Source organism: Roseospira visakhapatnamensis, assembly GCF_014197915.1.
Taxonomy (GTDB): Bacteria; Pseudomonadota; Alphaproteobacteria; order Rhodospirillales; family Rhodospirillaceae; genus Rhodospira; species Rhodospira visakhapatnamensis.
The window spans coordinates 11,794-37,250 of record NZ_JACIGK010000009.1; the positions used below are offsets into that span (position 1 = coordinate 11,794).

A 25,457-nucleotide genomic window follows, 5' to 3' on the forward strand; every position below is an offset into this window, starting at 1 on the left:
GGGGCGGACGGCAGCCGGGGGCCGTGCTCAGGACGGCGCGGTCACGCGCGGCGTCCCGACGCCGTCGGCCGGCCGCACCACGGTCACCAGATCCGCCGGCGCGGTCCCCCGGGGCCGCAGGCGCATTCCCTTGGCGAACAGCTTCAGAGCCTCCCAGTGGATGCCGGCCATGACCTTCACGGTCATCAACGGATGGCGGGCGACGGCAGCGGCCAGCGCACGGTCGGTCAGGGGGGCGCGATCCCCGGTGAACGAGGCCACCAGGATGGTCCCCTCGGCGTCGGTCTGGCGGATGACCACGCTCACCGTCTCCGCCGGCGGGCGGATGCGGAAGTGGTAGGTGGTCTCCATCTCCATGAACGGCGAGACGTACATGCGCTTGTCGCAGGTCTGGCGGACCACCGGGGCGTGGCCGTCGGCGTCGGCGACCGGAATCAGGTAGCAGTGGCGATCCCCGAAGGTGTTGTTGACCTCGTGCAGCACGGCGCCCAGGCGGCCGTCCGGGTGGTGGCAGAAGTAGACGGTCAGCGGATTGAAGACGTAACCCCACAGGCGCGGATAGCAGAGCACGCGGATCGGCCCGCCCCCCAGGTCCAGCCCCGCGCGCGCCAGTTCCGCCTCGACCCAGGGCCGCAGCGGCGCGCCGTCGCCGGGGCCGTGGTCGCGGTCGTGGAAGCTGACGGGCGCGAACCGGTTGTGGGCGAACCAGCGCAGGCGCCGGCTCATGTCCGGCAGATCGTCCAGGTCCAGGAGGGCCGAGAACACCCGGTAGTCCAGGCGATGCCGGCGCGGCCGCAGGCGCCGATGCATCACCGCGCCGCGATAGAGGGCGGAGGCCCCGTCGACGCCCCCGCTCATGCCGGGTCTCCCGGACCGGCGGGCGCGGCCACCGGACGGCCGGCCATCATGTCGCCAACGACGATGCGCCCGTTCTCGTCGGGCACCTGCCAGGGCCGGCGCAGTCCCCCCAGGGCCTCGGCCACGGCCAGGCCGGCCTGGACGCCGTCCTCGTGGAAGCCCGACCCCATGTAGGCGCCGCAGAACCAGGTGTTGCGATGGCCCTGAAGGCGCCAGACCTGATGCTGCGCGGCCAGGGCCTCGCGGTCGAACAGGGGGTGGTCGTACAGGAACCCCCGGATCACCGTGTTCCGCGCGGGCTCGCGCGGTGGATTGAGGGTCACGAACAGCGGCGTGCGCTCGTCGATGCCCTGAAGCTTGTTCATCCAGTAGGTGACGCAGACCTGGCGGGTTCCCTCCGCGTCGCGGGTGCCCAGGAAGTTCCAGGCGGCCCAGGCCCGGCGAGCGCGAGGCATCAGCGACGCATCGGTATGCAGGATGGCCCTGTTGCGGGTATAGCGGAAACCTTGCAGGATGGTGCGCTCGCGATCATCGGCATCGCTCAGCAGGGCAAGCGCCTCGTCGGCGTGGCAGGCGAGCACGATGTCATCGGCCACATGCAGTTCGCCCCGCAGGTCCTCGATCATCACACTCCCGTTCGCGCGGCGAATGGACATGATCTTGGTGTTCAGATGAATTCGGTCCGCGAAGGGGGCCGTCAGGCGGCGCACATACTCGCGGCTGCCGCCGGTCACGGTGCGCCAGTCGATGCGGTCGCGCAGGCGCAGCAGGCCATGGTTCTCAAAAAAGCGGATGAAGGCCGCCGCCGGATAGGCGCGCATGTCGGCCGTGGGCGTGGACCAGATGGCCGCCCCCATGGGCAGCAAGTGGTCCTCGACGAAGGGCCTGCCGTAGCGATTGGCATCCAGGTACTCGCCCAGCGTCGTGACGCGCGCGCTCGGGTCGGCCAGGAAGGCCGGCGCCTCGCGGTAGAAGCGCAGCAGATCGCGCAGCATGGACCAGAAGCGCGGCCGGGCGATGTTCGCGGGCTGGGCGAACAGTCCGCCGAGGCCGCTGCCGGCGTATTCGAGGCGACCGTCGTCCAGGGACGCCGCGAAGCTCATGTCGCTGAGCTGGGTGGGCACCTGAAGATGATCGAACAGCGCCGTGAGGTTGGGGTAGTTGGCCGTGTTGTAGACGATGAAGCCGGTATCCACGGGAACCGGCCGGCCGTCCCGCCCCGGCGCCTCGACGGTATTGGAATGGCCGCCCACGTAGTCGCCGCGCTCGAACACCGTGACGTGATGGCGCTGGCTCAACAGCCAGGCCGCGGCCATGCCGGCGATCCCCGTGCCGATCACCGCGATGCGGCGTGGCCGTCCGGATGTGTCCCGCGCCCGGTCGTCGGCGGCCGGGCGAAGAGTGGGTGTGATGGCGGACATGGTCTGTTCGGCTCCTCTGCCGCTGGTCCCGAGCCTCGACGCGCGGAGATGCACGGCCCTGTGAGAATGGACGCGGCAACCGGAGCCGCGTCACGCTGGTCTGCGGTTCCCTACGCCCCGGACACCAGGGTGGATCACCGATCCGCCGCCGGTGCGCCCCGACACGCCGCCCCGGCCTCTTGTGGAGGCGGGACCGGCACCGCACATACGGTGGACCTGAAGCCCTTCATTGGAATGACTCCATATCGCTCCAGACACCCCTCAAGAGAGAGGCTTGCCCCTCCGAACGGCGGAGTCGCGACACCGTGGGACAGCGATCCCTGTGCAAAGGGCGTAAAATCGCCGATTTTTCGAGTCTGCATGATCCACCGACGCACCACGACGTAAGAGAGGGCATGGATGAGCAGTGTCACCAGAGCGCCACACCCGGCATCCTCGTCGCGCGCAACCCGCCGCCGATGCACAGACCATGGCGTTTCGCGCGCCGGACCGGGGACAGGGCGATGACGAGTGTCGCGGTGGAGGGAGAGGCCCTGGCCGATCTGGTGCTGGCCATCGCCCAGCGGCGCGACCAGTCGGCGTTCGTGGCCCTGTTCGAGCATTTCGCGCCCCGGGTGAAGGGATTCCTGATGCGACAGGGCGCGGCGGACACCGAGGCCGAGGATCTGGTTCAGGATGTCATGCTGACCGTGTGGCGCAAGGCATCCCAGTTCGATCCGGCCAAGGCCGCCGTCAGCACCTGGATCTTCACCATCGCCCGCAACCGGCGTATCGACGTCCTGCGCCGCGAGCGGCGTCCGGAGCCCGATGCCGACGACCCGTTGCTCGCCGGGGAGCCGGAGCCGTCGGCCGAGGCGCATCTGAGCGGCGCGCAGGTGCAGGCGCGGATGCGCGAGGCCATCGCCACCCTGCCGGCCGATCAGGCCCAGGTGGTGACGCTGTCCTTCTACGAGGACATGGCCCATTCCGAAATCGCCGAGCGGCTGGGCATCCCGCTCGGCACCGTGAAGTCCCGCCTTCGCCTGGCATTCCGCAAGGTGAAGGCCCAGGTCGGAGACGCGTTCGCATGACCGTCAAACATCACCCCAGCGAGGCCGTTCTCTTTGCCTACGCCGCCGGCGGTCTGGGGGAGGGCCTGTCGCTGCTGGTCGCGGCGCACCTGTCCTTCTGTCCGTCGTGCCGCCGGTCGGTGGCCGAGGCCGAGGCCGTGGGCGGCGTGATGATGGAGGAGATCGCGCCCGTCGCGGTGCGGCCCGACAGCCTGGACCGCGTGCTCGCCAACCTGGATGGCGCGCCCGTCCCGAATCGGGCCGCGACGCCGGCGCCACCGCGACCCACGCCCGCCAGCGCGGCCAGGAGCACGGACACGCCCCCCCTGCCCTCGGTGCTGAGTGCCTATGTCGGCGATCTGTCCGGCGCCCGCTGGCAGTGGGTGGCGCCGGGCGTCCGCCAGCTTGATCTGGTGCACCGGGCCCAGGGGCGCGACTCCGCCAAGCTGCTGCGCATCGCGCCGGGACGCGTGCTGCCCCATCACGGCCATGCCGGCCTGGAGATGACGGTGGTCCTGAGCGGCTCGTTCACCGACGAGCAGGGGCGGTTCACGCGCGGCGATCTCGCCGAACTCGACAGTGACGCGCAGCATCAGCCCATCGCCGATTCCGGCGAGGACTGCATCTGCCTGATCGGCACGGACGCGCCGCTGCGGTTTTCCGGCCTGGTGCCTCGCATGATGGCGCCGATGCTCGGGTTCTAGGTCTGGCCGGCGAGATCATGGCGCCTGTCCGTCGACATAGGTGGCTCCCGAGCCGTCCCGTACCCCGTTGACCACACGGCGAACCGCCTCGCGGACCGCGCCCGCCTCGGCCATCCCCTCGTCCACCATGATCAACTCCGCGTAGTTGTCGACGGCGCCCAAGGCGTTCATCAGGTCGTGTCGCACGGTCCGGATCCGGCCGTCCGACGCGGCGCCTTCCATGACCTCGAACAGTTCGTCCGCCTCAATCATGCGGCGGCTCACGACGGCGGCGTCCTCGGCCGCCGGGCTGTCATGGGCGGCGACGACAAGAGCTTCCACGCACACCCGCAGGGCGGCCATGGCCTCGCTCAGTCCTCCGCCGTCGGCGGATCCTTCGGCTGCTTGTTCGCCCACATGCCCCTCCACGTCTCAAGGTGTTCGGCGTCCATCGGCCGGGCGAAGTAGTAGCCCTGACCCTCGTCACAACTCATGCCGCGCAGAATCTCGGCCTGGGCCTCGGTCTCGATGCCCTCGGCGACGGTGGTGGCGTTCAGCGTCTGCCCCAGGGTGACCATCAGCCGCACGATCTGGTCGGAGCGCGGATCGTCCTCCAGCGTGGCGACGAAGGTCTGATCGATCTTGATCTCGTTGACCGGCATGCGCTGGAGATGCATCAGCGAGGAATGCCCGGTGCCGAAGTCATCCAGGGAGACCGTGAAGCCGCGAATGCGCAGCCCGGTCAGAATCCGTTCCACCCGATCGGGGTTCTGCAAGGAAGCGGTCTCGGTCAGTTCCAGCACGAAGTCGTGGGGACTCAACCCGGTCCCCCGCAGGGTATCCGTCAGCCGCTGCGGCAGCCGTTCGTCGGCCAGGCACAGCGCCGACATATTGACGGCGCAGCGCGCCCCCGCCCCCCGCCAGGACGACGCCTGGCTGACGGCCCGCGCCACCACGTGGGTCAGAAGCTGGAGCGACAGGCTCTCGTCCCGCTCCACGACCGGCACGAACTGACCCGGCGGAATCGCGGTGCCGTTCGCCGACCAGCGGGCCAGGGCCTCCACCCCCCGGTAGGCCATGGACTTCAGACAGATCTTCGGCTGGTAGACGAGGTTGATCAGGCCGTCGTCGAGAGCCTCGCGCACGGCCGTCGGGGTCAGGGCGGGTCCCTCGGACTCGAAGGCACGCAGGGCCTGGGTCAGGTCATCCATGGTGACCGGCTTGGGCAGCGGCGTGAGCATGCGCACGCCCAGGCGACCGCCGACCCGATGGGCCGATCGCAACACCTCGGGATCACAACTGCTGGTCAGGGTCACCGCCGCGTCGGCGCAGCGCGGCGCCAGTTCCGACAACACCGCCAGGCCATCCATGTCCGGGAAGGACAGATCCAGGAAAATGAGATGGGGAACGAAGCTGGACAGCGCCGCCAGCGCCCGGTCCGGACTGTCCACCGCCAGCGCCACCCATCCGGCGCGCCCGGCGACCCGCAGGAAAAAGGAGCGAAACGCGTCGTCGTCATCGACCACCATGACCCGCAAGCGGTCGTCGCGCGCGGTGGACGACGGGACGGGGTGGGGGGGCTGCTGAGTCATGACCCCGGTCCCTTCGCGTCAGCCGGCGCGGCCTCCATGGCCGCGCCGATCTTTCCCAACAACACGGTCAGGTCCACGGGCTTGACGGCGAAGTCGATGCATCCCGCGTCGAGGGCCGAGTTGCGATCCTCCACCAGGGCATGCGCCGTCAGGGCGATCACCGGAATGGCCGCCGTGCCCGGGTCGGCCTTGATCCGACGCGTGGCCTCCAGTCCGTCGAAATCGGGCAAGCCGATGTCCATCAAGACCACGGCCGGCATGATCTCCCCGGCCTTCTCCACGGCCTCGGCCCCCGTGGCCGCCGTGGTGACCGTGTACCCCCGTCGTGTCAGCAGACGGGACAGCGCCCGGGCGTTATCAACATTGTCTTCCACCAGCAGCACATTCGTCATGGTCTTCTTCCATACCGTTACCGGTCCCTTCATGGGACATCGTCCGCCCGACGTGGTGGGCGAGCCACCCCGTCACACCCCTGTCGTTTCTTTTCCTCCCCAATTGGTTGTAGTCCCCAGCAATTTTCGTCCGAAGCGATTTTCGTCCCCCGTGATCGCCCACCCCAAGATCGTTTCCGCCGCGCCTACTCCGCGACGGCCCGCCGATGACCGATCGCGGCATCGTCCGCCCCACCGGTCCCGAGGGCATCCTGATGCGGCGCCCCCGACAGGGCGAGCGTATCCAGCGCACAAGACTTGCTGGCCGCCGAGACGGTCGAGACCACCAGGGCCATCAGCGCCTCGAAGTCCATGTCGGCCTTGCGCACCACGGCGTCGGCCTGTTCGGCCAGCCAGACGCTTTCCGCCACCGTGAGGTCGATGCCGGTGACCACGAAGACCGGCACGGCGGCGGTGCGCGGCGATGCCTTCAGGGCCTTGATGATCTCGAAACCGTTGGCGCCGGGCAACGACAGGTCCAGCAGCACCGCGGCCGGGGCGTGATGCCGCAGGTGGACCAGGACGTCGTCGCCATTTCCGAACACAACCGCAGGGAGCCCCTCGCGCTCCACCGCCCGGGCAATGGCCCGCAGCATGCCGGCATCGTCCTCCACCACCATCACCGTCCGGTCCACGCCGCACCCCAGGCAGCCGGTCATGGCACCGGCGACGGCGGCATCGATGCGCAGGGTGCGCAGGCGGCCACAGGGACCGGTGATCTGCAGGGTGTCCGGCTCCGCGCCCTCGGACAGGAACAGGATGGGGACGGCGGCCGTCGCGGGTTCGGCGAGCAGGGCCTGCCGCAACCCCGAGACCGCGCCATCCACCGTCTCGGAGGCATCCACCAGCAACATGTCGGGACCGTGCAGCACCACGCGCTCGATCGCGTCCCGAACGCTGGCCGCGCCCACCACCCGAAGCCCCACATCGGCCAGGGACGTCATGCGCGCGATCCGCCGCTCGCTGTTGGAATCCACGATCAGGGCGAGCGTCGAACCGGCGGCGACAACCGTGTGCGGCTGGTCCTCCTGTTCCGCCTCGTCCACCGCCAGCGGCACGCTCAGCGAGAAGCGCGTGCCCTTGCCCACTTCGCTCTCCACCATGACGGTGCCGCCCATCAGGTCCATGATGCTGCGGGTCAGGGCGAGACCGATGCCGGACCCGCCGAACTGTCCATGAATGTAGCTGTTGGCCTGTTCGAACAAGTCGAACACACGGGTCATCTGCTCGTCCGTCATGCCGATGCCGGTGTCGGTGACGGCCATGTTCAGCCGGTCGGGCCGATGCGAGACCTCGACCGTGATGATTCCCTTTTCCGTGAACTTGGCGGCGTTGGATATCAGGTTGAGCAGACACTGGCGCAGCTTGACGCGATCCGCCGTGATGGTCGCCGGCAGCCCCCAGGTCTCGATCCGCACGGTGTTGCCCTTGGCCACGGCCAGCGCCTGGGCCATGGAGCGGATTTCCGAGACGAACAGCTCCAGGTCGATGGGTTCCAGGGACAGTTCGGTGCGCCCGGCCTCGATCCGCGCCAGGTCCAGGATGCCGTTGATCAGGTCCAGCAAATGCCGGGCCGCGTCCTTGATGTTCGTCGAGTCCTCGATCATCTGGGCGTTGCCCACGTCCTGGGCCTCGTCGGCGATCATCTCGGCGTGCAGCACCACGGCATTGAGGGGCGTGCGCAGTTCGTGACTCATGTTGGCCAGGAAGCGGGTCTTGGCCAGGCTGGCGGAGCGGGCCGCCTCCAGGGCGAACACATGCGAGGCGTCGTGGATGATGACCACGAAGCGGCGCCCCCGTCCGGTGCCGACCTCGCTGATCGCCAGCACCACCGGAACATGCGACCCGTCACGGCGCACGGCCTCGGACGAGCGGCCGGCCACCAGTTGAAGCGGGCTGCCGTCCTCCCGCTCCCGGCCCAGGGTGAGCGTGGGGTCCTCGGGAACCAGCAGGATGGAGGCCCGCCGCCCCAGCAGTTCCGCGCGGGTCCAGCCGAACAGCGTCTCGGCGGCGGTGTTGACGTCCTCGATCAGGCCGTCCTCGTCGACGAACACGATGGCGTCGGCGGCGGTCTGGAACATGCTTTCCATCTCGTCGCGGGCGCCCTTGGCCGAGCGCATCTGCGCCTCGGTCCGCAACGCCAGGCCGTAGACGGCGCGGGCCAGGGTGCCGAACTCGTCGCGGCGGTCCAGCATCCGCCGGCCCGGCTTGGCGCCGCCGCCCCCGGGCTCGTAGGCGTCGATCTGGGCCAGCATGTGGTTGACGGGCCGCACCAGGATGCTTCCCACCACCCCGAACATCAGGGACCCGACGGCCAGGAAGCCGACGGCCAGCATCCACGACCGCTCGCCGATGCTCGTCAGACTGGCCACGTAATGCGCGGGATCCTGCGCGGCCCCGATGATGAGATCCTGCCGCGCCAGCGGGCTCAGGCGAATGCGCCGCAAGCCCACCAGACGGTCCTCGGTCTCCACGGTCAGCGTGTTCCCCGAGTTGCTGGACCATTGCTGGCCGAACAGGGCGGCCTCCGGCCCAAACAGGTCGACCGCCTTGGTCCCGGGTCCGGTCTCGAAATCGAACTCCAGGTCCGTGTTCGGATGGGCCAGCACGTACCCGGCCTCGTCGAACACCATCAACTCGGTCGACTCGCCATACAGCCGCTGCAGCCGGAACACCAGGTGACGGAAACCGACGTTCAGGACCAGCATCAGCACGGGGTCGCCGTCCTCGTCGTGTATCAGCCGCCCGAAGCGCTGGGTGGGGCGATGCGGTTGCTCGATCACCCCGTGTTCCCGGTTCAGCGTCACCGCCGAGACATAGAGCTGGCCGGGCTTCAGCCGGCGCATCTCCGCCACGTACTCGCGGTGGCCCTTGTCCTGAAGCGCGGCGGACCGCAGGTCCCCGAAGCGCGTGTCCCGCACCACGCGCACCAGTTCCCGCCCCGACGCGGCGTCGAGCACGCGCGCCTGGTAAACATAGGGTCGGGTCTGTGCGTGGACGGTCAGATGGGCCTCAAGAGCGGCCTTGGCGCCGGCGATGGCCTCTGCATCCCCCGTCAGGATCGCGTCGCGGTAGGCCAGCATCGCCGGGCTGAGCGTCTGGGTCAGGGTATCCTGCGCGATGCCGTTGACGTACTCATGCACGTACCCCTCGGCGGCCAGCGCCAGGCCGTGCACCCGTTCGGAGGCCAGTTCCCGGGCGCGGTTCAGACCGTCCAGGTAGGCCACGGTCGTGATGCCGAGCAGCATGACGACCGAGTAGATCGCGAAGACCAGAGCCACCTTGCTGCCCAGCGACCAGTCCTGGAGCCGCATGCTCTGCCGGCCATGGCTTGGGATGGTCATCATCCGCGTTCCTATCCACTCTCTGGAGCCCCACGCCCGGGCTCATCGCCGCCGACAGCCGCCCTGTCCGGCGCTTCCGGCTTTCGCCGTGCCGTTGCTCTCCCCTCTCCTGTCGGATTGTCCGCACGCCCCCGTCCCACCGGCGGCGTGCCTCGTCTCACGGCCCCACGGCGTCAATCGGTGGCGCCGGAGCCTGCCCGCACCTTGGCGGCCAGCAGGTTGGGCGGCATGATGACCACCACGTCCCCATCGTCGTAGTCTTCCGCTCGCGCCTCGTCCTCCGGCCGTTCGCCGGCCGCCACCCGCGCCACCAGATCCACCAGCAACGACAGCTTGAACGGCTTGGCGATGACCGCGTCGGCGCCCGTGCGCCGCGCCAGATCCAGCGCCACGTCCACCGGCCGCCCCTTGCCCGAGGTGGCGATCACCGGACGGTCCGGATGCTCCCGCTTGCACGCGGCGATGACCTCCAGGCCGGTGCGGCCCGGCATTTCCAGGTCGGTGAGCAACAGGTCAAACCCATCCGGACCCAGGACCCGCTCCAGGGCGACACCGCCATCGGGAACCTGAGACACCGTATGCCCGGCGCGTTCGAGCGCCCGCGCCATCACGGCGCGCAAGTCGGCATCGTCTTCGGCCAACAGCACCCGGACCATCGTCGACCTCCTGTCTTGTGATCGTCTGTCCGTGTCCGCGCTCACGGCCCGACCAGTCCTCCCTCGGGGCGGGCACGACCCACTATGTGACAGCCGATGAGATCGTGCCAGTGCCTTAAGAACAAATTATGAGGCGCCTGGGTCCCGATTCACCGCCAAAGAGGAAAGACACCATATGCGTCAATGCAATAGCAGGCCAGCACAAAGGTTGCGTGGGTATTTCGCTCTCCCGACATCCGCGTTATCCCCACACGTGGCCGGCACGCGTGTCCGAATCGGGGCCGGGGCACGCGGACGTTTTCCGGCGGCGCGCGGGACACCCCCCGATCATCACCCCTCCGGGCCGTTGGCGGTCATCGCCCCTTCGGGCCGTTGGCGGTCATGGTCCCGGCCACCACCGCCGCCGCCCGATCGCTGGGAGGGGGGCCGTCGCCGCCGGACAGGCGCGCCCGGGCCTCGGCCAGGGCCGCCCGCTGCGCCTCGGCCGCCGGTCCGCCGTCCAGCAGCGGCGCCAGGATCGCCAGCAGGCGCTCGGGCACGCACGCGTCCTGGAGGCGCTCGGGCACCGCCTCGCGATCCAGCAGGATGTTGACCGGGCCGGCGAAGCGCAACGCCGTCATCCGGCGCAACAGCAGGGCCGACAGCGGATTGACCTTATAGGCGATCACATGGGGCACCCCCGCCATGGCCAGTTCCAGGCTGACCGTGCCCGAGGCCGCGAGGGCCGCGTCGCCGGCGGCGAACGCATCGGCCCTGGCGGTCGCCCCGCGCACCACGGTCACCGGCACCGGCCAGTCCGCCACCGCCCCCGCCACCGTCTCGGCCACCGTCGCCACCGTCGGCACCACCACGCGAAGCCCCGGCCGGGGTCCGGCCAGGCGCGCCACCACCGCGCGGAACACCGGCAGCAGGCGGCTCACCTCGGTGCGGCGGCTGCCGGGCAGCACCACCAGCACCGGCGCGTCCTCGGCGATGCCGTGGCGGCGGCGGAACCCCGGACCATCGCCGGCGTCGGCGCCGGACTCGATGACGCCGTGGCCGACATGGGTGCAGGCCAGGCCGAGCGGCTCGAAATAGGCGGCCTCGAACGGCCACAGGGTCATCAGGTGATGGACCCGGGCGGCCACCGCGTGCTTGCGGTTCTCCTTCCAGGCCCAGACCATGGGCGCCACGTAATGCACACGCGGAACCGTCGATCCCCGCGCCGTCAGCGCCTTGGCCACGCGGCCGGTGAAGCCCCAGGAATCGATGGTCACCACCGCGGCCGGCCCCAGGGTCTCGATGGCCTGGAGGGTGTCGCGCAGGCGGCGGCGCAGCGCCGGAATCCGGGGCACGACCTCCAGGAACCCCATGATCGCCAGTTCGCGTTGCGGCACCAGGGTGTCCAGGCCCTGCTCGGTCATGGCCTCGCCGCCGATGCCCGCGAAACGCACGCGCCCGCGCAGACGCCGGCGCAGGGCGACCATCAGGCGCGCGCCCAGGACATCACCCGACGGCTCGCCGGCGATCAGGAACACCAGGGGGGCATCGTCCGGATCCTCGGGGGAGGCCGGCGCCGCCAAGGACGCCGGCGGTTCCTCGGCGGCCGGGTCCGACGCGGGCCGCTCGGCGATGGACAGGTCCGGACCGTGGAGCCCGATCACGAACAGGCCCAGGGCGTCGGCGCGGGCCGCCATCGCCTCGGGCGCCAGTACCAGCGCGGCGCCGGCCTGGTAGGCGATGCCGCGCAGGCCGGCGCGGTGCGCCGCCTCCACGGTGGCCACGCCCAGCGTCGGCAAGTCGGCGCGGTCATCCTGGCCGGGCTTGCACAGCTTGACCAGCACCCCGCCCGGCCCGGTCAGGCGCAGGTCGCCGCAGCGGGCCAGCAGGGCATCCGTGCCCTCGATGGCCTCCACGCCCAGCACCACGCCCTGCTGCACCACCACCGATTGACCGACGTCGGCGCGACCCAGCGCCAGGCCCACAGCCAGGCCCCGGCGAATGTCCACCCACGCCGCGTCATCGGGCGTCTCACGGCCCAGCCCGCCGGCCCGGCCCACGGCCTCGGCCAGCACGGCCGGCACCGGATGAACCCGCAGGCCCTCGGCCTCGATCTGGGCGATGATGGCCCGCAACAAGCCGTCGTCGCCCAGCGCCCGCATGCCCACCCGGGCCAGGAAGGCCGCCGTGTAGGCATCGGGCCACAGGCTGGTCAGGCTGGGGCGCCGCACGGCGCCGGCCAGCACCACGTCGCGCAGGCCGTGGTCGCGGGCGTAGCGGAGGGCGGTGCCGCCCTGGCCCAGCCGCACCACCCCGTGCGGCAGGCCCATGGCGGCATAGGGCGCGGGGTCGCCATGGTCCTTGAGGACAAGGACATGGAGCGGCCGGCCCTCGGCCCGGCAGCGGGCGGCCACCCGCTCCGGCAGGTCGCCCCGCCCGGCGACCAGCAGCACCGGCGCGCCCGGCGCCAACCCCGGGGCCTCGGCGGCATCCTCCCCCATGCCCCGCCGACCCTAGGCCAGCCCGTCGCGGCCCGAGGCCGGCCGGCACAGGCCGCGCTGGGACGCCCCGCGCACGAAGGCCAGCATGTCCGTCACCGGCGCGATCCCATCGAAACTGGCGGCCACCGCTTCCAGCTTGTCGGCGATCACCCCGTCGTCCTCGAACAGCATCCGGTAGGCCGAGCGCAGGGCCTGGATCTCGTCGCGCGAGAAGCCGCGCCGCTTCAGACCCACCAGGTTGAGCCCCGACAGCCGCGCCCGGTTGCCCATCACCGAGCCGAAGGGGATGACGTCGGTCTCCACCCCGGAGGCGCCGCCGACCATGGCATGGGCGCCGATGCGCACGAACTGATGCACCGCGCTGCCCCCGCCGATGATGGCGAAGTCGCCCATCGTGATGTGCCCCCCCAGAAGCACGTTGTTGGCCAGGATCACATGGTCGCCCAACTGGCAGTCGTGGGCCACATGGCAGCCCACCATGTACAGGCCGCCGTCGCCCACGCGGGTCACGCCGCCGCCACCGGCGGTGCCGGGGTTCATGGTGACGTGCTCGCGGATGGTGTTCCGGGCGCCGATCACCAGGTCCGTCCGCTCCCCCTGGAACTTCAGGTCCTGCGGCGGGTGGCCCAGGCTGGCAAAGGGAAACACGCGCGTGCCGGCGCCGATGCGGGTGACCCCGACCACGGCCACGTGCGACATCAGGGTGACCCCCGCGTCCAGGACCACCTCGGGACCGACCACGCAATAGGGGCCGATGGTGACATCGTCGGCAACGCTGGCAGCGGGATCGATCACCGCCGTGGGATGGATGGACGGCATGCAGGCGCGAGCCCCTCTGGTTGGTGGCGCCCAGACGACCACGTCGGTCGACCGGAGGGATGTCCCCCCGGGTCCGGCGACCACACGATGTGGGAACCTGGCTGATGAGCGGAGCGCTCCATCAAGGATCGACCCGAAACAGGGCGACACGCCCGTGGCATCATTCGTCGAGAATCATGGCGGAAAAGGTGGCGTCGGCGACGACGGTGCCATTGACGGTGGCCTTGCCCTCGAACTTCCAGACGTTGCCGCGATGGCGCAGCTTGGTCACGTCCAGCAGCAGTTGATCGCCGGGCACCACGGGCTTTCGGAAGCGGGCGTTGTCCACACTCATGAAGTAGACAAGCTTACCCTCGGAGTCGGCCCCCAGGGTGGCCACCACCAGCACACCGGCGGTCTGCGCCATGGCCTCGATCACCAGAACCCCCGGCATCACCGCCATGGTCGGAAAATGGCCCTGGAAGTGCGGCTCGTTATTGGTCACGTTCTTGACGCCGACGGCCCCTTCGTTCAGCCGGACATCAATCACGCGATCGACCATCAGAAAGGGGTATCGGTGCGGGATCATGTCCCGCACCCGATCCGCCTCGATCACCATGCCGCCGCCGTGGACCATGCCTGAATCGTCCATCCCGCTCACGCCTTCCTTGTCAACGCCCTGACGCCGGTCAAGGCCCTCCTCAAGGACCTCTCGGGAGACAGAGGGGCGGTCACACCCGCCGGACCGGCGCCTCCCGGCCACACAATACTGGACACGACGGACAAGACAAGCCCGCGCCCGGCCCCAAAAGGAGCCTTGGCGCCGGGTTCGCGCCCCACATGGGGAACACCCGCGGATCAGGGCAAGGGGACCGGTCGCGGAACGAACCGCCGCCGCGAGGCGCCCACGCGGGGACCCCGCACGGTTACTGGACGCGGGCCGGCCACGGACTGCAACGGCCCGTCTCAATGGCCGTATTACTGGGCGCCGCCGGCCGGCGGCAGGCTGGCGGGATCGGGGAAGGCCACGGCCGGGAGCCGTTCATTGAGGCGTCCCAGCACGTCCTCGGTCATCTCCATGCGCGGATCGAACAGCGGCACCTGGGAGCGATACAGCACCAGGTTGATGCCCCGTTCGGCGGCGACCTCGTCGGCGACCACGGTGATCATCTGCTGGACCTGGGCCAGGGCCTGGGACAAGGCCCGTTCCAGGTTGCGCCGCCGCTCGGCCACGCGACGTTCGAAGTCGGCCACCTGCTGGCGGAAGTCCCGGGCCTTCTGCTCGTCCTCGGGGGTCGGCTGCTGGCCGGCGCCCAGGGTCAGCTCGCGCTGCTTCTCGCGAAGCGCCTGTTCGGCGGCCGCCGTCTCCTTGTTGTAGGCCTCCAGGTAGACCTGCCGTTCCCGGTCCACGCTCCGCGCGGCGGTGGACTCCCGCAGAATCCGCTGCATGTCGATGATGCCGATGGCCTGGTTGGGAAAGGCGTCCTGGGCCTGGGCCGCGCGGACACCGACCAGGGGTCCCGTCTCCGGCCCGAGCAGGGGGCCCGTCATCAAAGCCAGCAGCAGCATCGCGCCTACGACCGGGGCCGCGCGCCAGGCGCGCCAAACGCGCATCGGGAAAACCATGATCACCTCGATCAATTCCTTGGAAGGGGGCGCCACGACAGGACGACCCGTGGTCTGCAGAGACGAACGCGGGGCCGGATCGGGCCGAGCCTCGGGGGAAACGCGGCGCCACGGGCTCGACCGGTGGAGTCATACCAGCGGCACCGGCCGGACCACGCCGACAGGGCCCGCGCGATCGCCCCTTTTGACGCGGCGACACCCCGTCGCGGACTCCGCCCGTCTTGTCGGGGGCATCAGGGGCCTGGGGGGCTCGCGCCCCGCCCCCGGGAAGAGGCGGCCGCGACAGCGGCGGATCCCGCCCCCGCGCGGGGGCGGAAAACACGGTCTGGACTAGTGTGGTGGATTTAAAGTTCCTATGACCTGGTTGGGAAGCGTTGGAAGGAACTTCAAATCCATAAACCACACTAGAATCATATAGTTAATAGTGTCCTGATTGAATCCGAAGTTCGTCCAGCGCTAGCCAAGTGATGTAACGAACTTCGAATTCAGGACACTAGCTCAGAAGGTGGAGCCCACGTTGAGGATGAAGTACTCCTCCTCGTCATACTCTTCCTTCAACACCGGCACGGCCAGTTCCACGGTCATCGGCCCAATGGGCGAGTCCCACAGCACACCGGCGCCGAAGGATGCGCGCAGGCTGGGGTCGTAGTTCATGTCGGCATCCGGCACGCCATCGGGCGGCCCGGCGATGCCGACGTCGGCGAAGACCTTGCCGGTCAATCCCAGCTCATCGGGCAGGCCGAGGGGCATGCGCATCTCCACGGACCCGTCGGCGATCCAGTTCCCGCCCAGCGCATCCCCGGTGGAAATATCCTCGGCGCTGGCCCCGGCGGAATCGAAGCCGCGCACGTTGGACCCACCCAGGAAGTAGCGGTGGCGGATGCCCACGTCCTCGTTCAGGCCGAAGATATACCCGACGTGTCCCTTGACGCCAACCACCCATTCGGGATCCCAGTTCAGCTCGTCGCCCATGGGATAATAGGCCGAGCCCCGCACCTCGGAGCGCACGAACCGGGCGTCGCCCCCCAGGCCGGCGACATCGTTGGACAGCGACACCAGGAAGCCCTCCGTCGGCGCCAGCCTTGAATCCCGAGTGTCGTAGGTCAGGCGGTGGCCGACCAGCGAGACCACCTCGACCCCTTCCTGTTCCTTGATGAACAGCGAGGCGTCGGAGCTGACGTCGCGGATCTCCTGGCGCTGCAAGGTGTAGTTGAAGTCGTGCCGCAGACGGTCGGAGTACCGGTACCCGAAGCGCAGCGACGCGCCCTGCTGCCGGCTTTCGTAGGAGCTTTCGTCGGTCACGTCCTCTTCGGTGGCGAACAGGTCGAACCCGGCGGAGATGGGGCGGTCCAGGAAATATGGCTCGGTGAAGCTGAGGTCGATCTCGGTGCGTTCCTGCGACCAGCTCAGGCGGGCGCTCAGGTCCTGCCCCCGGCCCAGCAGGTTGCGTTCCCGCACCGCCACCTCGGCCATGGCGCCCAGGTCGCTCGACCAGCCGACGCCGAACGACAGTTCGCCGGTGGACTGTTCCTCGATGTCCACGACAATGACCGTGCGGTCGGGCTTGTCGACCACCGGCTCGTTGGAGACCTCGACGGTCTTGAAGAAGCCCAGGTTCTGGATGCGCTGACGCGACCGGCGCAGCTTGGCGGCATTGAAGGCGTCGCCCTCGACCAGCAGGAACTCGCGGCGGATGACCTCGTCCAGGGTGCGGACGTTGCCCTCGATGTCGATGCGCTCCACGAACACGCGCGGCCCCTCGCGCACGTCGAAGGTCAGGTTGATGATGGCGGCCTCGCGGTCGCGGTCCACGTTGGGCCGCACCTCGACGAAGGCATATCCCAGGGCGCCGACCAGATCGGTGATGTTCTGGACCGTCTCCTCGACGCGGTCGGCGTCGTACCAGTCGCCCTCCTCCATCTCCAGGGCTTCGCTCAATTGCTCCGGCGACAGGTCTTCCAGGGTCGTGGTGATCTCGACCGTGCCCAGGCGGTAGCGCTGCCCCTCGTCGACGGTGACGGTGATGAAGAAGCTTTCACGGTCGGGCGTCAGTTCGGCCACCGCCGACCGAACCTCGATATCCGCATAGCCGTTGGCCAGGTAGTGGCGGCGCAGCAGTTCGCGGTCGTAGGTCAGGCGGTCCGGATCGAAGGTGTCGCCGGCGCTGAGGATGCGGTACCAGCGCTCTTCCTTGGTGGCGATAACGCTGCGCAGGTCTGAGTCGCTGTAGACCTTGTTGCCCATGAAGGTGACGCGCCGCACGAAGGTCGTCGGCCCCTCGTCGATCTCGAACACCAGATCGACGCGGTTGCGCGGCAGTTCGATGAGCTTGGGATCGACCGTCACGGCATAGCGTCCGCTGCGGCGATAGACCTCCAGGATCCGCTCCGTGTCCTCCTGCACACGTGCACGCGTATAGACCATGCGCGAGCGCAAGGAGACCTCCTGGCTCAGGATGTCGTTGTCGATGCGGCGATTGCCCTCGAAGGCCACACGGTTGACGATGGGGTTCTCGACCACCTGGATGATCAGGTCGCCGCCCTCCAGCCGCAGCGCCACGTCGGCGAACAGACCGGTGGCGAACAGGGCCTTCAGCGAGGCATCAATGCGGGCGCGATCGAACGGATCGCCTTCTTGAACCTTGAGGTAGGTCCGGATGGTGTCCGGCTCGATGCGTTGGGCGCCCTCGACCAGGATCCGGGAAATGGTACCCCCGCCGACGGCGGCGGATGGAGGCGTGGCTGGGGTCCCCTGAGCCCACGCCGTCGCACCAGCCCCCCCGAGCAGCGCCACGGCAACCAGCACCACCGCGACCAGAACCGGCACCAAGCGTTCATGAAGCGTTGTCAAGGGGTCCCCCAAGGTCGGTGACGCTACGCCACACTATTCGTTTCAACGTCAAACGTCACCCATTAATCAATCGAACGATATCGTTCCAGGTCACAAACACCATTAATCCCACGATCATCACGAGTCCCAGTCGAAAGCCGTACTCCTGGGCGGTTTCGTCCAAGGGTCGTCCCCGGACCGCCTCGACAGCGTAAAAGGCCAGATGCCCGCCATCCAGGACGGGGATGGGGAACAGGTTTATCAACCCAAGGTTCGTGGACAAGAAGGCGGTGAACATCAACAGGCTGACGAATCCCAGCTCCGCCACATGGCCCGACAACTGGGCGATGCGCAGCGGCCCGCCCAGGTCCTCGGTGCCGCGCTCGCCGCCGATCATCTGGCCAAGGGTCACCAGGGTGGCCTCGACCAGGCCATAGGTCTTGGCCAGCGCGGTGACCAGCGCCTCGCCCGGACCCAGGCGAATGATCTCCTGGGTGGTTCCATCCGCGACGATGCCCAGCATCGCCTGCCGGCGCGTCTCGCCAAAGCTGTCCTCGATCTCGGCGAAGCGGGGCTGGGCGTCCAGCGTCACCTCGCGTCCGTCGCGGGCGATCGTCAGGGTCATGGGCGCGCCGTTGGCGATCGGCACCCGTTGCTGGAGATCCTCGAACCGGGTGATCCGGCGCCCGTCCACCGCCAGGATGCGGTCGCCGGGGCGGATGCCGGCCTCGGCGGCGGCGCTGCCCGCCTGCACATCGGCCACCACGGGGGGAATGGCGGTCTGGCCCAACAGGCCATAGACACCGGCGAAGACCGCGATCGCGAACAGGAAGTTGGCCGCCGGGCCGGCGAAGACGATGGCGATGCGGCTCCAGACCGACTTGTGATGGAAGGAGACGCGCCTCTCCTCCTCGGTCATCTCCACCGCGTCGTCCGCGCGGCCACTGCTGGCGTCGGCGTCGCCGAAAAACTTGACGTAGCCTCCAAGCGGAACGGCCGCCAGCTTCCAGCGCGTGCCCAGGCGGTCGTCGCGCCCGATCAGCTCGGGACCGAAGCCGATGGAGAACACCTCCACCCGCACCCCGCACCAGCGCGCCACCAGGAAGTGACCCATTTCGTGCACGAACACGACCAGACTGATGACGACGATGAAGGCCAGCGCCTTCACGGCGAAATCCAGCGGATCGACGGCGGCGAGTGACAGCAGTACGTCCAAGGCATCCTCGCGGGTCAAGGCGGTGGTGCCGGCGCGGCCGACAGGGGCACCGGTCAGGCGGCGGCGGCGGCCACCAGTTCGGTGCAGGCCGCCCGCGCGGCCCGGTCGATGTCCAGCACGTCGTCCAGACAGGTCGGGGCCGCGCGCGGCTGCAGGCGGGACACCGTGCGGTCCACCAGGGCCGCAATGTCCAGGAAGCCGATGCGCCGGTCAAGGAACGCGGCCACGGCCACCTCGTTGGCGGCGTTGAGGATGGTGGGCGCGGCGCCCCCGCTCTTCAACACGTCGCGCACCAGGCGCACGGCCGGGAAGCGCGCGTCATCCGGGGCCTCGAACTGCAGGGTGCCCACCGCCCCCAGGTCCAGGCGCGCCACCGGCGCCGGCATGCGCTCCGGCCAGCCCAGGGTGAAGGCGATGGGGGTCCGCATGTCGGGCGTGCCCAACTGCGCCAGCACCGACCCGTCCACGTAGGCCACCATGCTGTGCACCACCGACTGGGGGTGAATGAGAATGTCGATCTGCTCGGGCGGCATGGCAAAGATGTGGTGAGCCTCGATGTACTCCAGGCCCTTGTTCATCATGGTCGCCGAGTCAACGGAAATCTTGGCGCCCATCGACCAGTTGGGATGGGCCACCGCCTGGTCCGGGGTGGCGGACGTCATGGCGGCGCGATCCCAGGTGCGGAACGGCCCGCCCGACGCGGTGAGGATGATCTTGTGCACCCGCGCCTTCTGCTCGAAATCGAACACCTGAAAGATGGCGTTGTGCTCGCTGTCCACCGGCAGCAGGGTGGCGCCGTGGGTGGCCACCTCGCGCATGAACAGGTCGCCGGCGCACACCAGGCACTCCTTGTTGGCCAGGGCCACCGTGGCGCCGCGCCGCACCGCCTGCAAGGTGGGCTCCAGGCCGGCCGCGCCGACGATGGCCGCCATCACCCAGTCGGCGGGGCGCGCGGCGGCCTCCTTGAGGGCCTCGGGACCGGCGGCGGCCTCGGTGCCGGTGCCCACCAGGGCGTCCTTGAGCGCCCCATAGCGGGCCGGATCGCCGACCACGGCCAGGCGCGCGTTGAACTGGCGGGCCTGCGTGGCCAGCAGGTCCACGTTGGCGTTGGCGGTCAGGGCCTCGACCCGGTAGCGCTCGGGGTCGCGGGCGATCAGGTCCAGGGTATTGGTGCCGATGGATCCGGTGGACCCCAGCACCGTGACCGAGCGCGGCGCATCCCCCCCTCTCCGCGGATGGGCGCGCGTCCCCGCGCCCGTCTGTGTGTGTGTGTCCGCCCCCATGATACCGTTCGCGTCGCCGCCGGGTCCCTTGCCCAGGTTGCCTACCACGTCGTGATGCCCCCGTCTGTCATGAGAATGACCAGCGCCAGAAGCGGCGCCGCCGCCGCCAGGCCATCGGCGCGATCCAGCAATCCCCCGTGTCCAGGGATCAGGTCGCCGCTGTCCTTCACGCGGAATCGTCGTTTGAAGGCCGACTCAAACAGATCCCCGGCCTGCGACACAAGCCCCAGAAACAGCGCCAGGCCCGCCACCGGCGCCAGCCCCTGTGCCCCGAGCGCGATCCCCGCCAGCGTGCCCAGCAGGGCGGCGCAGGCAACCCCGCCGATCAGGCCGGCCCAGGTCTTGTTGGGACTGACCCGGGGCCACAGGTGCGGTCCGCCGATGGTCCGTCCGAACACATAGGCGAACACGTCGGTGGCCCAGACCACCACCAGGAGCCACAGCACCGCCTCCCAGCCCGCCTCCACGCGGATCCAGGACAGGGCCATGGCCGGCACGCCGATGTACAGGCTGCCGGCGGCGATCCACAGTGGCCGCCGGCGATGCGCCTCCTCGCGATACAGGGCCGGCAGCACGCCGACCAAGGGCACCAGCACCGCCCAGCCGCCCAGCGGCACCACCGCCAGCGGCGCCACCGCCACCACCAGCATCAGCAGCGCGCCCATGCGGCCGTGCCGACCGCAACAGACGGTGCTCCACTCCCAGGCCATCATCACGGCGGCGGCCGCCACCAGCAGATCGAACCAGGGCCAGCCCACGGCCACCACCGCCACCACCGGCGGCACCATGACCAGCGCCGAGATCACCCGCCGCCGCAACGCCGACACAGCCGGACGCGCGGCCGGCGTGGACGAGTCCGTGGGCGGACGCGCGGGGGCGTCCATGGTCCCCTTGTCGATGGCGTTCGTGTCCATGCGTCCCCCTAGCGCACTGATCCATACAAAGACGCGGTCTGCATTGTTATGATCTGGATCAGCGCACTAAAAACATTGTTCTGTGCCGCGACATTTGCATTCAAGGGTGCACCCCTTGAATGCGTCGCGCCACCAGAGCCGGTCGCTCGACATCGGACCCCCCGGCCTGATCCGATGTCGAGCGTGACGCGGCTCTTCATTTCATACTCTGCTCTCGCCTACCGACCCCATCAAAAGATGCCGTCCGCTTTCTTGTTGTCTGGATCGAACGGACACCACCCACATGATCGAGCGCGCCGATGCCGTCACCGATGGCTCCCGTGACGGTCTCGCCGCGCTAGCCGGACACCGCTCCGAACCGCCGCTCCCGTCCCCGGAAGTCGCGCAGGGCGTCGGCCAGGTCCTCTTCCGCGAAGTCAGGCCAGGCCACATCCGTGAACACCAGCTCCGTGTAGGCGATTTGCCACAACAAAAAGTTGCTGATGCGCTGTTCGCCGCTGGTCCGGATCAGCACGTCGGGATCGGGCAGGTCGGCGGTGAACAGATGATCGGCCAGGGTGGCCTCGCTCACCTGCTCGGCAGTCATGTCGCCCGCCGCCACGGCCTCCGCGATCCGGCGCGCGGCGGTGGCGATCTCGGCGCGGCCACCGTAGTTCAGGGCGACGGTGAGGACCAGCCTTCGGTTGTCCCTGGTGCGCGCCTCGGCGGTGGCGATCAGTGCGCGAATGTCGTCGCTGAAGCGGTCGCGATCGCCGATCACCCGGACACACACGCCCTCGCGCTCCAGTTCATCGACCTCGTTGCGCAGGTAGATGCGCAGCAGGCCCATCAAGGCATTCACCTCGTCCGCCGGCCGGCGCCAGTTCTCGGAGGAAAAGCCGAACAGCGTCAGGTGCGTGACCCCCAGACGGGCGGACGCCTTCACGGTGGCGCGCACCGCCTCCGCCCCTTTCTTGTGACCGGCGGTGCGCGGCAAGCCGCGTGCCCGCGCCCAGCGCCCGTTGCCATCCATGATGATGGCGACGTGCAGCGTGCCGTCGGGAAGGTCGGGCTGGGGGGGAATCAGGTGCGGCATGCGCGGGTCCAGGCTTTGACAAGGAACGAGGGACACGAACGGCGTTCCGCCGGCATGCCCCGAAAGGCAGCGCGGCCGATCACGGCGCCCCCATCGGTATCCGTCCCGCCGGACCGACCGGGATCCTCCCCGGGCCACGCCACGACCCGGGTCAGAGTACTCATGGGCGCGGGACCGTGCCGGGCGCCTGACCGCCACCCCCCGGGAGCGACCCGGGCAACGCAAGCGCTTCGCCATGTCGAGGCTTGCTCCGGGCCTGTTCCATCCCGCATCGTCTCCCGCCAACCAAGGCGTCCCGCCGACCAGGACCAGCACCGGTCGCGCGTGGATCCGTCGCAACACCCAGGACGGGCCCTTCGGCGGGTCTCCGGACGTCTCCGACACACACCACACCACCAAACGGCGCAAACCCCGACAGAGACCGTGCCATCGCGCGGTATCGAGGGGCTCCGGACGCGCCCTCAGACCTGCATGATCTCCTGTTCCTTCTGATGCAGGGCGTCATCCACGGACTTGATGGCCTCGTCGGTCACGGTCTGGATCTCAACGGTGTGCTTCTTATGCTCATCCTGCGAGATCTGGCCGTCTTTTTCCATCCTCTTTAGGTGATCCATGCCGTCCCGACGCACGTTACGGATGGCAACGCGCGCATGCTCGGCGTACTTGCCGGCCACCTTGGTCAGCTCGACGCGGCGTTCCTCGTTCAGGGGCGGAATGGGCACGCGGATGGTCTGTCCCTCGGCGGCGGGGTTCAGCCCGAGGCCGGCATCGCGAATGGCCTTTTCCACAGCCTTGGCCATGGTCCGGTCCCAGACCTGGACGGTCAGCATGCGCGGCTCGGGAACGCTGACATTGGCCACCTGGTTGAGCGGCGTCGGCGACCCGTAGGCCTCGACCATCACCGGCTCCAGCAGGCTCGTATGGGCGCGGCCCGTGCGCAGGCCAGCGAATTCCTTCTTCAACACCTCGATGGTGGCGTCCATGCGGTGCTTGAGGTCCTTCTTGAGGGCCGCGAAGTCCGCCGGTTTCTCGCTCACGTCAGATCTCCTCGCGAATCAGTGTATAGGCCCCTTCTCCTCGCATGATGGCCGCCAGGGCGCCCTCCTGGTGCAGGGAGAATACGAGGATAGGTATCCCATTGTCTCGGGCCAAGGCAATCGCCGACGTATCCATCACCCGCAGGTCACGGCGCAGCACTTCGGTGTAGCTCAGGTCGTCGAAGCGCCGGGCCTCGGGCACCACCTTGGGGTCGGCGTCATAGACACCGTCCACCTGGGTGGCCTTCAGCAGCGCGTCGCAGGTCATCTCGACGGCCCGGAGCGCCGCCGCCGTATCGGTGGTGAAGAACGGGTTGCCGGTGCCGGCGGCGAAGATCACCACCCGGCCCTTCTCCATGTGGCGCATGGCCCGCCGCCGCACGTAGGGCTCGCAGACCGTCGCCATGGGAATGGCCGACTGAACCCGGGTGGGCACGCCCACCTTCTCCAGGAAGTTCTGCACCGCCAGCGCGTTCATCACCGTGGCCAGCATGCCCATGTAGTCGGCGCTGGTGCGGTCCATGCCGCCGGCGGCCCGCGACACGCCGCGGAAGATGTTGCCGCCGCCGATCACCAGGCACAACTCGATGCCGGTGTCGTGCACCTCCTTGATCTCCACGGCCAGGCGCTGCACGACCTCCAGGTCCAGGCCGTAGGCCTGCTTCCCCATCAGCCCCTCGCCCGAGAGCTTGAGCAGCACCCGCCGGAACGGCGCGATCCGGGGCTGGGATGGGGGTGACGTGTCCTTGGTCGTCGTCGTCATGGTCCCCGTCTCCTCTGCATGCTCTGGCGTGCCCGCCGATGCGGTCGCGTTCATAATCCCCTCATGCTGATAGCCGATTCCGGCCGTGTGGTGGCGAACACGCACGACGCTCGGACGGGACGACCGGGAGCGGGAGGGGTCGGGACGGGACGGAGCGGCGACACCATGCCGCCCCGGGATTCGACCTCAAGAGAACCCCCAGAGTATGTCCGAATTTCGGTGGAAACCACCCCCATGCCCCGACGGGACCGTGATCCTCGTGACCCGTCGGCCTGGCTGCTCGCGCATCAGGATCAAGGCCGAGGACCGCTTCGCCGCGCCGGGTTGAAAAAAGCGCCGGGTTTCTGAGGAAACCCGGCGCCCTCGCCGTCACCGGCGTCTACTTGTTGAGCTGTTCGGCGACCTCGGCCGCGAAGTCCTTCTCTTCCTTCTCGATGCCCTCACCGAGGCTGAAGCGCGCGAAGCCGGCCAGCGCGACGGGCACGCCCATCTCCTTGGCGGCGGCCTCGACCACCGTCTGGACCTTGCTCTCGTTGTCCATGACGTAGATCTGCTCCAGAAGGCAGACCTCCTCGTAGTACTTGCGCAGGCGGCCCTCGACCATCTTCTCGATGATGTTCTCCGGCTTGCCGGACTCGCGGGCCTGCTCGACCAGCACCGCGCGCTCGCGATCCAGGGCGGTGGTGTCCACGGCCTCCCGGTTCAGGTACTGCGGCGCGGCGGCGGCCACGTGCATGGCCAACGACTTGCCCAGGGCGGCCAGCTTGGCGGGGTCTCCCTCGGACTCCAGCGCCACCAGCACGCCGATGCGCCCCAGGCCGGGGCGGGCGACGTTGTGCATGTAGGAGGCGATCACGCCCTTGGACACCGACAGCACCTGCGCCCGCCGCAGGTTCATGTTCTCGCCGATGGTGGCCACCTGGTGGGTCAGCTCCTCGGCGACCGTCCGGCCGGTCTCCGGATAGGGCTTGTCCTTCAGCGCCTCCAGGTCGTCGCCCTCCACCAGCACCAGGCCGGTCAGGGTCTCGACCAGACCCTGGAAGGTCTCGTTGCGGGCCACGAAGTCGGTCTCGGCGTTCAACTCGACCACGGCACCCCGGGTGCCCTCGGCGCGCACGCCGACCAGTCCCTCGGCGGCGACGCGGCTGGCCTTCTTGGCGGCGGCGGCCAGCCCCTTCTTGCGCAGCCAGTCCACGGCGGCGTCCAGGTCGCCGGCGGTCTCGTTCAGCGCCTTCTTGCAGTCCATCATCCCCGCGCCGGTCTTCGCGCGCAGGTCCTTGACCATGGAGGCGGTGATCTCGGCCATGACTCTTCCTCTTTCTTGGCGATGGTCGTCTCGGGGCCACCCTGGGGCGGGCGACACCGGAAGCAACTCTGGGAACAACGGTGGGAGTGAAAGTGG

The 25,457-nt window shown here is 69.2% G+C and carries 21 protein-coding genes; 2 read left to right on the forward strand and 19 right to left on the reverse strand.

Translation table 11 applies throughout. From position 1 onward, the window contains the following. Positions 1-27 precede the first annotated feature (27 nt). Both GGD89_RS07205 and GGD89_RS07210 read right to left on the reverse strand, forming a co-directional pair. Positions 28-858, reverse strand: a complete 831-nt coding sequence (locus GGD89_RS07205; RefSeq protein WP_184043602.1) for a DUF1365 domain-containing protein — start codon at positions 856-858, stop codon at positions 28-30. Beyond that, complete coding sequence (locus tag GGD89_RS07210; RefSeq protein ID WP_184043604.1) at positions 855-2,279, reverse strand: NAD(P)/FAD-dependent oxidoreductase; 1,425 nt, start codon at positions 2,277-2,279, stop codon at positions 855-857. Before GGD89_RS07210 ends, GGD89_RS07205 begins: the two co-directional genes overlap by 4 nt. A gap of 503 nt (positions 2,280-2,782) precedes the next feature. Between GGD89_RS07210 and GGD89_RS07215 the strand changes: the two genes are divergently transcribed. Together GGD89_RS07215 and GGD89_RS07220 are read left to right on the forward strand one after the other, a co-directional pair. Then, a complete protein-coding gene (locus GGD89_RS07215) occupies positions 2,783-3,349 on the forward strand; it encodes a sigma-70 family RNA polymerase sigma factor (protein WP_184043606.1) in 567 nt (188 codons plus the stop codon). After that, entirely contained in the window at positions 3,346-4,032 is a 687-nt protein-coding gene (locus tag GGD89_RS07220) for a ChrR family anti-sigma-E factor (RefSeq protein WP_184043608.1), read from the forward strand. The genes GGD89_RS07215 and GGD89_RS07220 overlap by 4 nt, the downstream gene beginning before the upstream one ends. Before the next feature lie 15 nt (positions 4,033-4,047). Here the strand turns inward: GGD89_RS07220 and GGD89_RS07225 are convergent, their stop codons facing one another. The 17 genes from GGD89_RS07225 to tsf form a co-directional block, all read right to left on the reverse strand. Beyond that, complete coding sequence (locus GGD89_RS07225; protein WP_184043610.1) at positions 4,048-4,374, reverse strand: hypothetical protein; 327 nt, start codon at positions 4,372-4,374, stop codon at positions 4,048-4,050. An 8-nt stretch (positions 4,375-4,382) separates the two neighbouring features. After that, positions 4,383-5,603: an EAL domain-containing response regulator gene (locus GGD89_RS07230; RefSeq protein WP_184043612.1), complete on the reverse strand. Its 1,221-nt coding sequence runs from the start codon at positions 5,601-5,603 to the stop codon at positions 4,383-4,385. Next, a complete protein-coding gene (locus GGD89_RS07235) occupies positions 5,600-6,028 on the reverse strand; it encodes a response regulator (protein ID WP_246422853.1) in 429 nt (142 codons plus the stop codon). The genes GGD89_RS07230 and GGD89_RS07235 overlap by 4 nt, the downstream gene beginning before the upstream one ends. 152 nt (positions 6,029-6,180) lie before the next feature. After that, on the reverse strand, positions 6,181-9,381 hold the full coding sequence (locus GGD89_RS07240) for an ATP-binding protein (protein WP_184043614.1): 3,201 nt from the start codon (positions 9,379-9,381) through the stop codon (positions 6,181-6,183). 170 nt (positions 9,382-9,551) lie between these two features. After that, the gene (locus GGD89_RS07245; RefSeq protein WP_184043616.1) at positions 9,552-10,034 is read right to left on the reverse strand and encodes a response regulator; all 483 of its coding nucleotides are present in this window, start codon (positions 10,032-10,034) and stop codon (positions 9,552-9,554) included. A 353-nt stretch (positions 10,035-10,387) separates the two neighbouring features. Continuing rightward, positions 10,388-12,514: a lipid-A-disaccharide synthase gene (gene lpxB / locus GGD89_RS20520; RefSeq protein ID WP_343058555.1), complete on the reverse strand. Its 2,127-nt coding sequence runs from the start codon at positions 12,512-12,514 to the stop codon at positions 10,388-10,390. Positions 12,515-12,526: 12 nt separating this feature from the next. Then, positions 12,527-13,333 carry an acyl-ACP--UDP-N-acetylglucosamine O-acyltransferase gene (gene lpxA / locus GGD89_RS07255; RefSeq protein WP_184043618.1) on the reverse strand — a complete coding sequence of 269 codons (807 nt, stop codon included), beginning with the start codon at positions 13,331-13,333 and terminating at the stop codon, positions 12,527-12,529. Between the two features lie 160 nt (positions 13,334-13,493). After that, positions 13,494-13,964: a 3-hydroxyacyl-ACP dehydratase FabZ gene (gene fabZ / locus GGD89_RS07260; RefSeq protein WP_184043621.1), complete on the reverse strand. Its 471-nt coding sequence runs from the start codon at positions 13,962-13,964 to the stop codon at positions 13,494-13,496. 326 nt (positions 13,965-14,290) lie between these two features. Further along, complete coding sequence (locus GGD89_RS07265) at positions 14,291-14,938, reverse strand: OmpH/Skp family outer membrane protein (RefSeq protein WP_246422889.1); 648 nt, start codon at positions 14,936-14,938, stop codon at positions 14,291-14,293. Positions 14,939-15,436: 498 nt separating this feature from the next. Continuing rightward, entirely contained in the window at positions 15,437-17,788 is a 2,352-nt protein-coding gene (gene bamA / locus GGD89_RS07270; RefSeq protein ID WP_246422856.1) for an outer membrane protein assembly factor BamA, read from the reverse strand. Between the two features lie 55 nt (positions 17,789-17,843). Beyond that, positions 17,844-18,983 (reverse strand): RIP metalloprotease RseP, encoded by a 1,140-nt coding sequence (gene rseP / locus GGD89_RS07275; RefSeq protein WP_184043625.1) that lies wholly within the window; start codon positions 18,981-18,983, stop codon positions 17,844-17,846. 53 nt (positions 18,984-19,036) lie between these two features. Then, positions 19,037-20,266, reverse strand: a complete 1,230-nt coding sequence (locus GGD89_RS07280; protein ID WP_184043627.1) for a 1-deoxy-D-xylulose-5-phosphate reductoisomerase — start codon at positions 20,264-20,266, stop codon at positions 19,037-19,039. A 41-nt stretch (positions 20,267-20,307) separates the two neighbouring features. Then, a complete protein-coding gene (locus GGD89_RS07285) occupies positions 20,308-21,180 on the reverse strand; it encodes a phosphatidate cytidylyltransferase (protein WP_246422860.1) in 873 nt (290 codons plus the stop codon). A gap of 337 nt (positions 21,181-21,517) precedes the next feature. Then, positions 21,518-22,255, reverse strand: coding sequence for an undecaprenyl pyrophosphate synthase (uppS, locus tag GGD89_RS07290; RefSeq protein WP_184043629.1), 738 nt, complete (start codon positions 22,253-22,255; stop codon positions 21,518-21,520). A gap of 461 nt (positions 22,256-22,716) precedes the next feature. Next, positions 22,717-23,238, reverse strand: coding sequence for a ribosome recycling factor (frr, locus tag GGD89_RS07295; protein WP_221238374.1), 522 nt, complete (start codon positions 23,236-23,238; stop codon positions 22,717-22,719). Between the two features lie 55 nt (positions 23,239-23,293). Then, positions 23,294-24,055 (reverse strand): UMP kinase, encoded by a 762-nt coding sequence (gene pyrH, locus GGD89_RS07300; RefSeq protein ID WP_184043633.1) that lies wholly within the window; start codon positions 24,053-24,055, stop codon positions 23,294-23,296. A 379-nt stretch (positions 24,056-24,434) separates the two neighbouring features. Then, the gene (gene tsf, locus GGD89_RS07305) at positions 24,435-25,361 is read right to left on the reverse strand and encodes a translation elongation factor Ts (protein WP_184043635.1); all 927 of its coding nucleotides are present in this window, start codon (positions 25,359-25,361) and stop codon (positions 24,435-24,437) included. Positions 25,362-25,457 lie beyond the last annotated feature (96 nt).

What these genes read in the sequence shown, in the direction of transcription:
- GGD89_RS07205 (WP_184043602.1), bottom strand. Translation starts at nt 858, where the DNA reads ATGAGCGGGGGCGTCGACGGGGCCTCCGCCCTCTATCGCGGCGCGGTG.
- GGD89_RS07210 (WP_184043604.1), bottom strand. Translation starts at nt 2,279, where the DNA reads ATGTCCGCCATCACACCCACTCTTCGCCCGGCCGCCGACGACCGGGCG.
- GGD89_RS07215 (WP_184043606.1), top strand. Translation starts at nt 2,783, where the DNA reads ATGACGAGTGTCGCGGTGGAGGGAGAGGCCCTGGCCGATCTGGTGCTG.
- GGD89_RS07220 (WP_184043608.1), top strand. Translation starts at nt 3,346, where the DNA reads ATGACCGTCAAACATCACCCCAGCGAGGCCGTTCTCTTTGCCTACGCC.
- GGD89_RS07225 (WP_184043610.1), bottom strand. Translation starts at nt 4,374, where the DNA reads ATGGCCGCCCTGCGGGTGTGCGTGGAAGCTCTTGTCGTCGCCGCCCAT.
- GGD89_RS07230 (WP_184043612.1), bottom strand. Translation starts at nt 5,603, where the DNA reads ATGACTCAGCAGCCCCCCCACCCCGTCCCGTCGTCCACCGCGCGCGAC.
- GGD89_RS07235 (WP_246422853.1), bottom strand. Translation starts at nt 6,028, where the DNA reads ATGAAGGGACCGGTAACGGTATGGAAGAAGACCATGACGAATGTGCTG.
- GGD89_RS07240 (WP_184043614.1), bottom strand. Translation starts at nt 9,381, where the DNA reads ATGATGACCATCCCAAGCCATGGCCGGCAGAGCATGCGGCTCCAGGAC.
- GGD89_RS07245 (WP_184043616.1), bottom strand. Translation starts at nt 10,034, where the DNA reads ATGGTCCGGGTGCTGTTGGCCGAAGACGATGCCGACTTGCGCGCCGTG.
- lpxB (WP_343058555.1), bottom strand. Translation starts at nt 12,514, where the DNA reads ATGGGGGAGGATGCCGCCGAGGCCCCGGGGTTGGCGCCGGGCGCGCCG.
- lpxA (WP_184043618.1), bottom strand. Translation starts at nt 13,333, where the DNA reads ATGCCGTCCATCCATCCCACGGCGGTGATCGATCCCGCTGCCAGCGTT.
- fabZ (WP_184043621.1), bottom strand. Translation starts at nt 13,964, where the DNA reads ATGGACGATTCAGGCATGGTCCACGGCGGCGGCATGGTGATCGAGGCG.
- GGD89_RS07265 (WP_246422889.1), bottom strand. Translation starts at nt 14,938, where the DNA reads ATGGTTTTCCCGATGCGCGTTTGGCGCGCCTGGCGCGCGGCCCCGGTC.
- GGD89_RS07280 (WP_184043627.1), bottom strand. Translation starts at nt 20,266, where the DNA reads ATGGGGGCGGACACACACACACAGACGGGCGCGGGGACGCGCGCCCAT.
- GGD89_RS07285 (WP_246422860.1), bottom strand. Translation starts at nt 21,180, where the DNA reads ATGGACACGAACGCCATCGACAAGGGGACCATGGACGCCCCCGCGCGT.
- uppS (WP_184043629.1), bottom strand. Translation starts at nt 22,255, where the DNA reads ATGCCGCACCTGATTCCCCCCCAGCCCGACCTTCCCGACGGCACGCTG.
- frr (WP_221238374.1), bottom strand. Translation starts at nt 23,238, where the DNA reads ATGGACGCCACCATCGAGGTGTTGAAGAAGGAATTCGCTGGCCTGCGC.
- pyrH (WP_184043633.1), bottom strand. Translation starts at nt 24,055, where the DNA reads ATGACGACGACGACCAAGGACACGTCACCCCCATCCCAGCCCCGGATC.
- tsf (WP_184043635.1), bottom strand. Translation starts at nt 25,361, where the DNA reads ATGGCCGAGATCACCGCCTCCATGGTCAAGGACCTGCGCGCGAAGACC.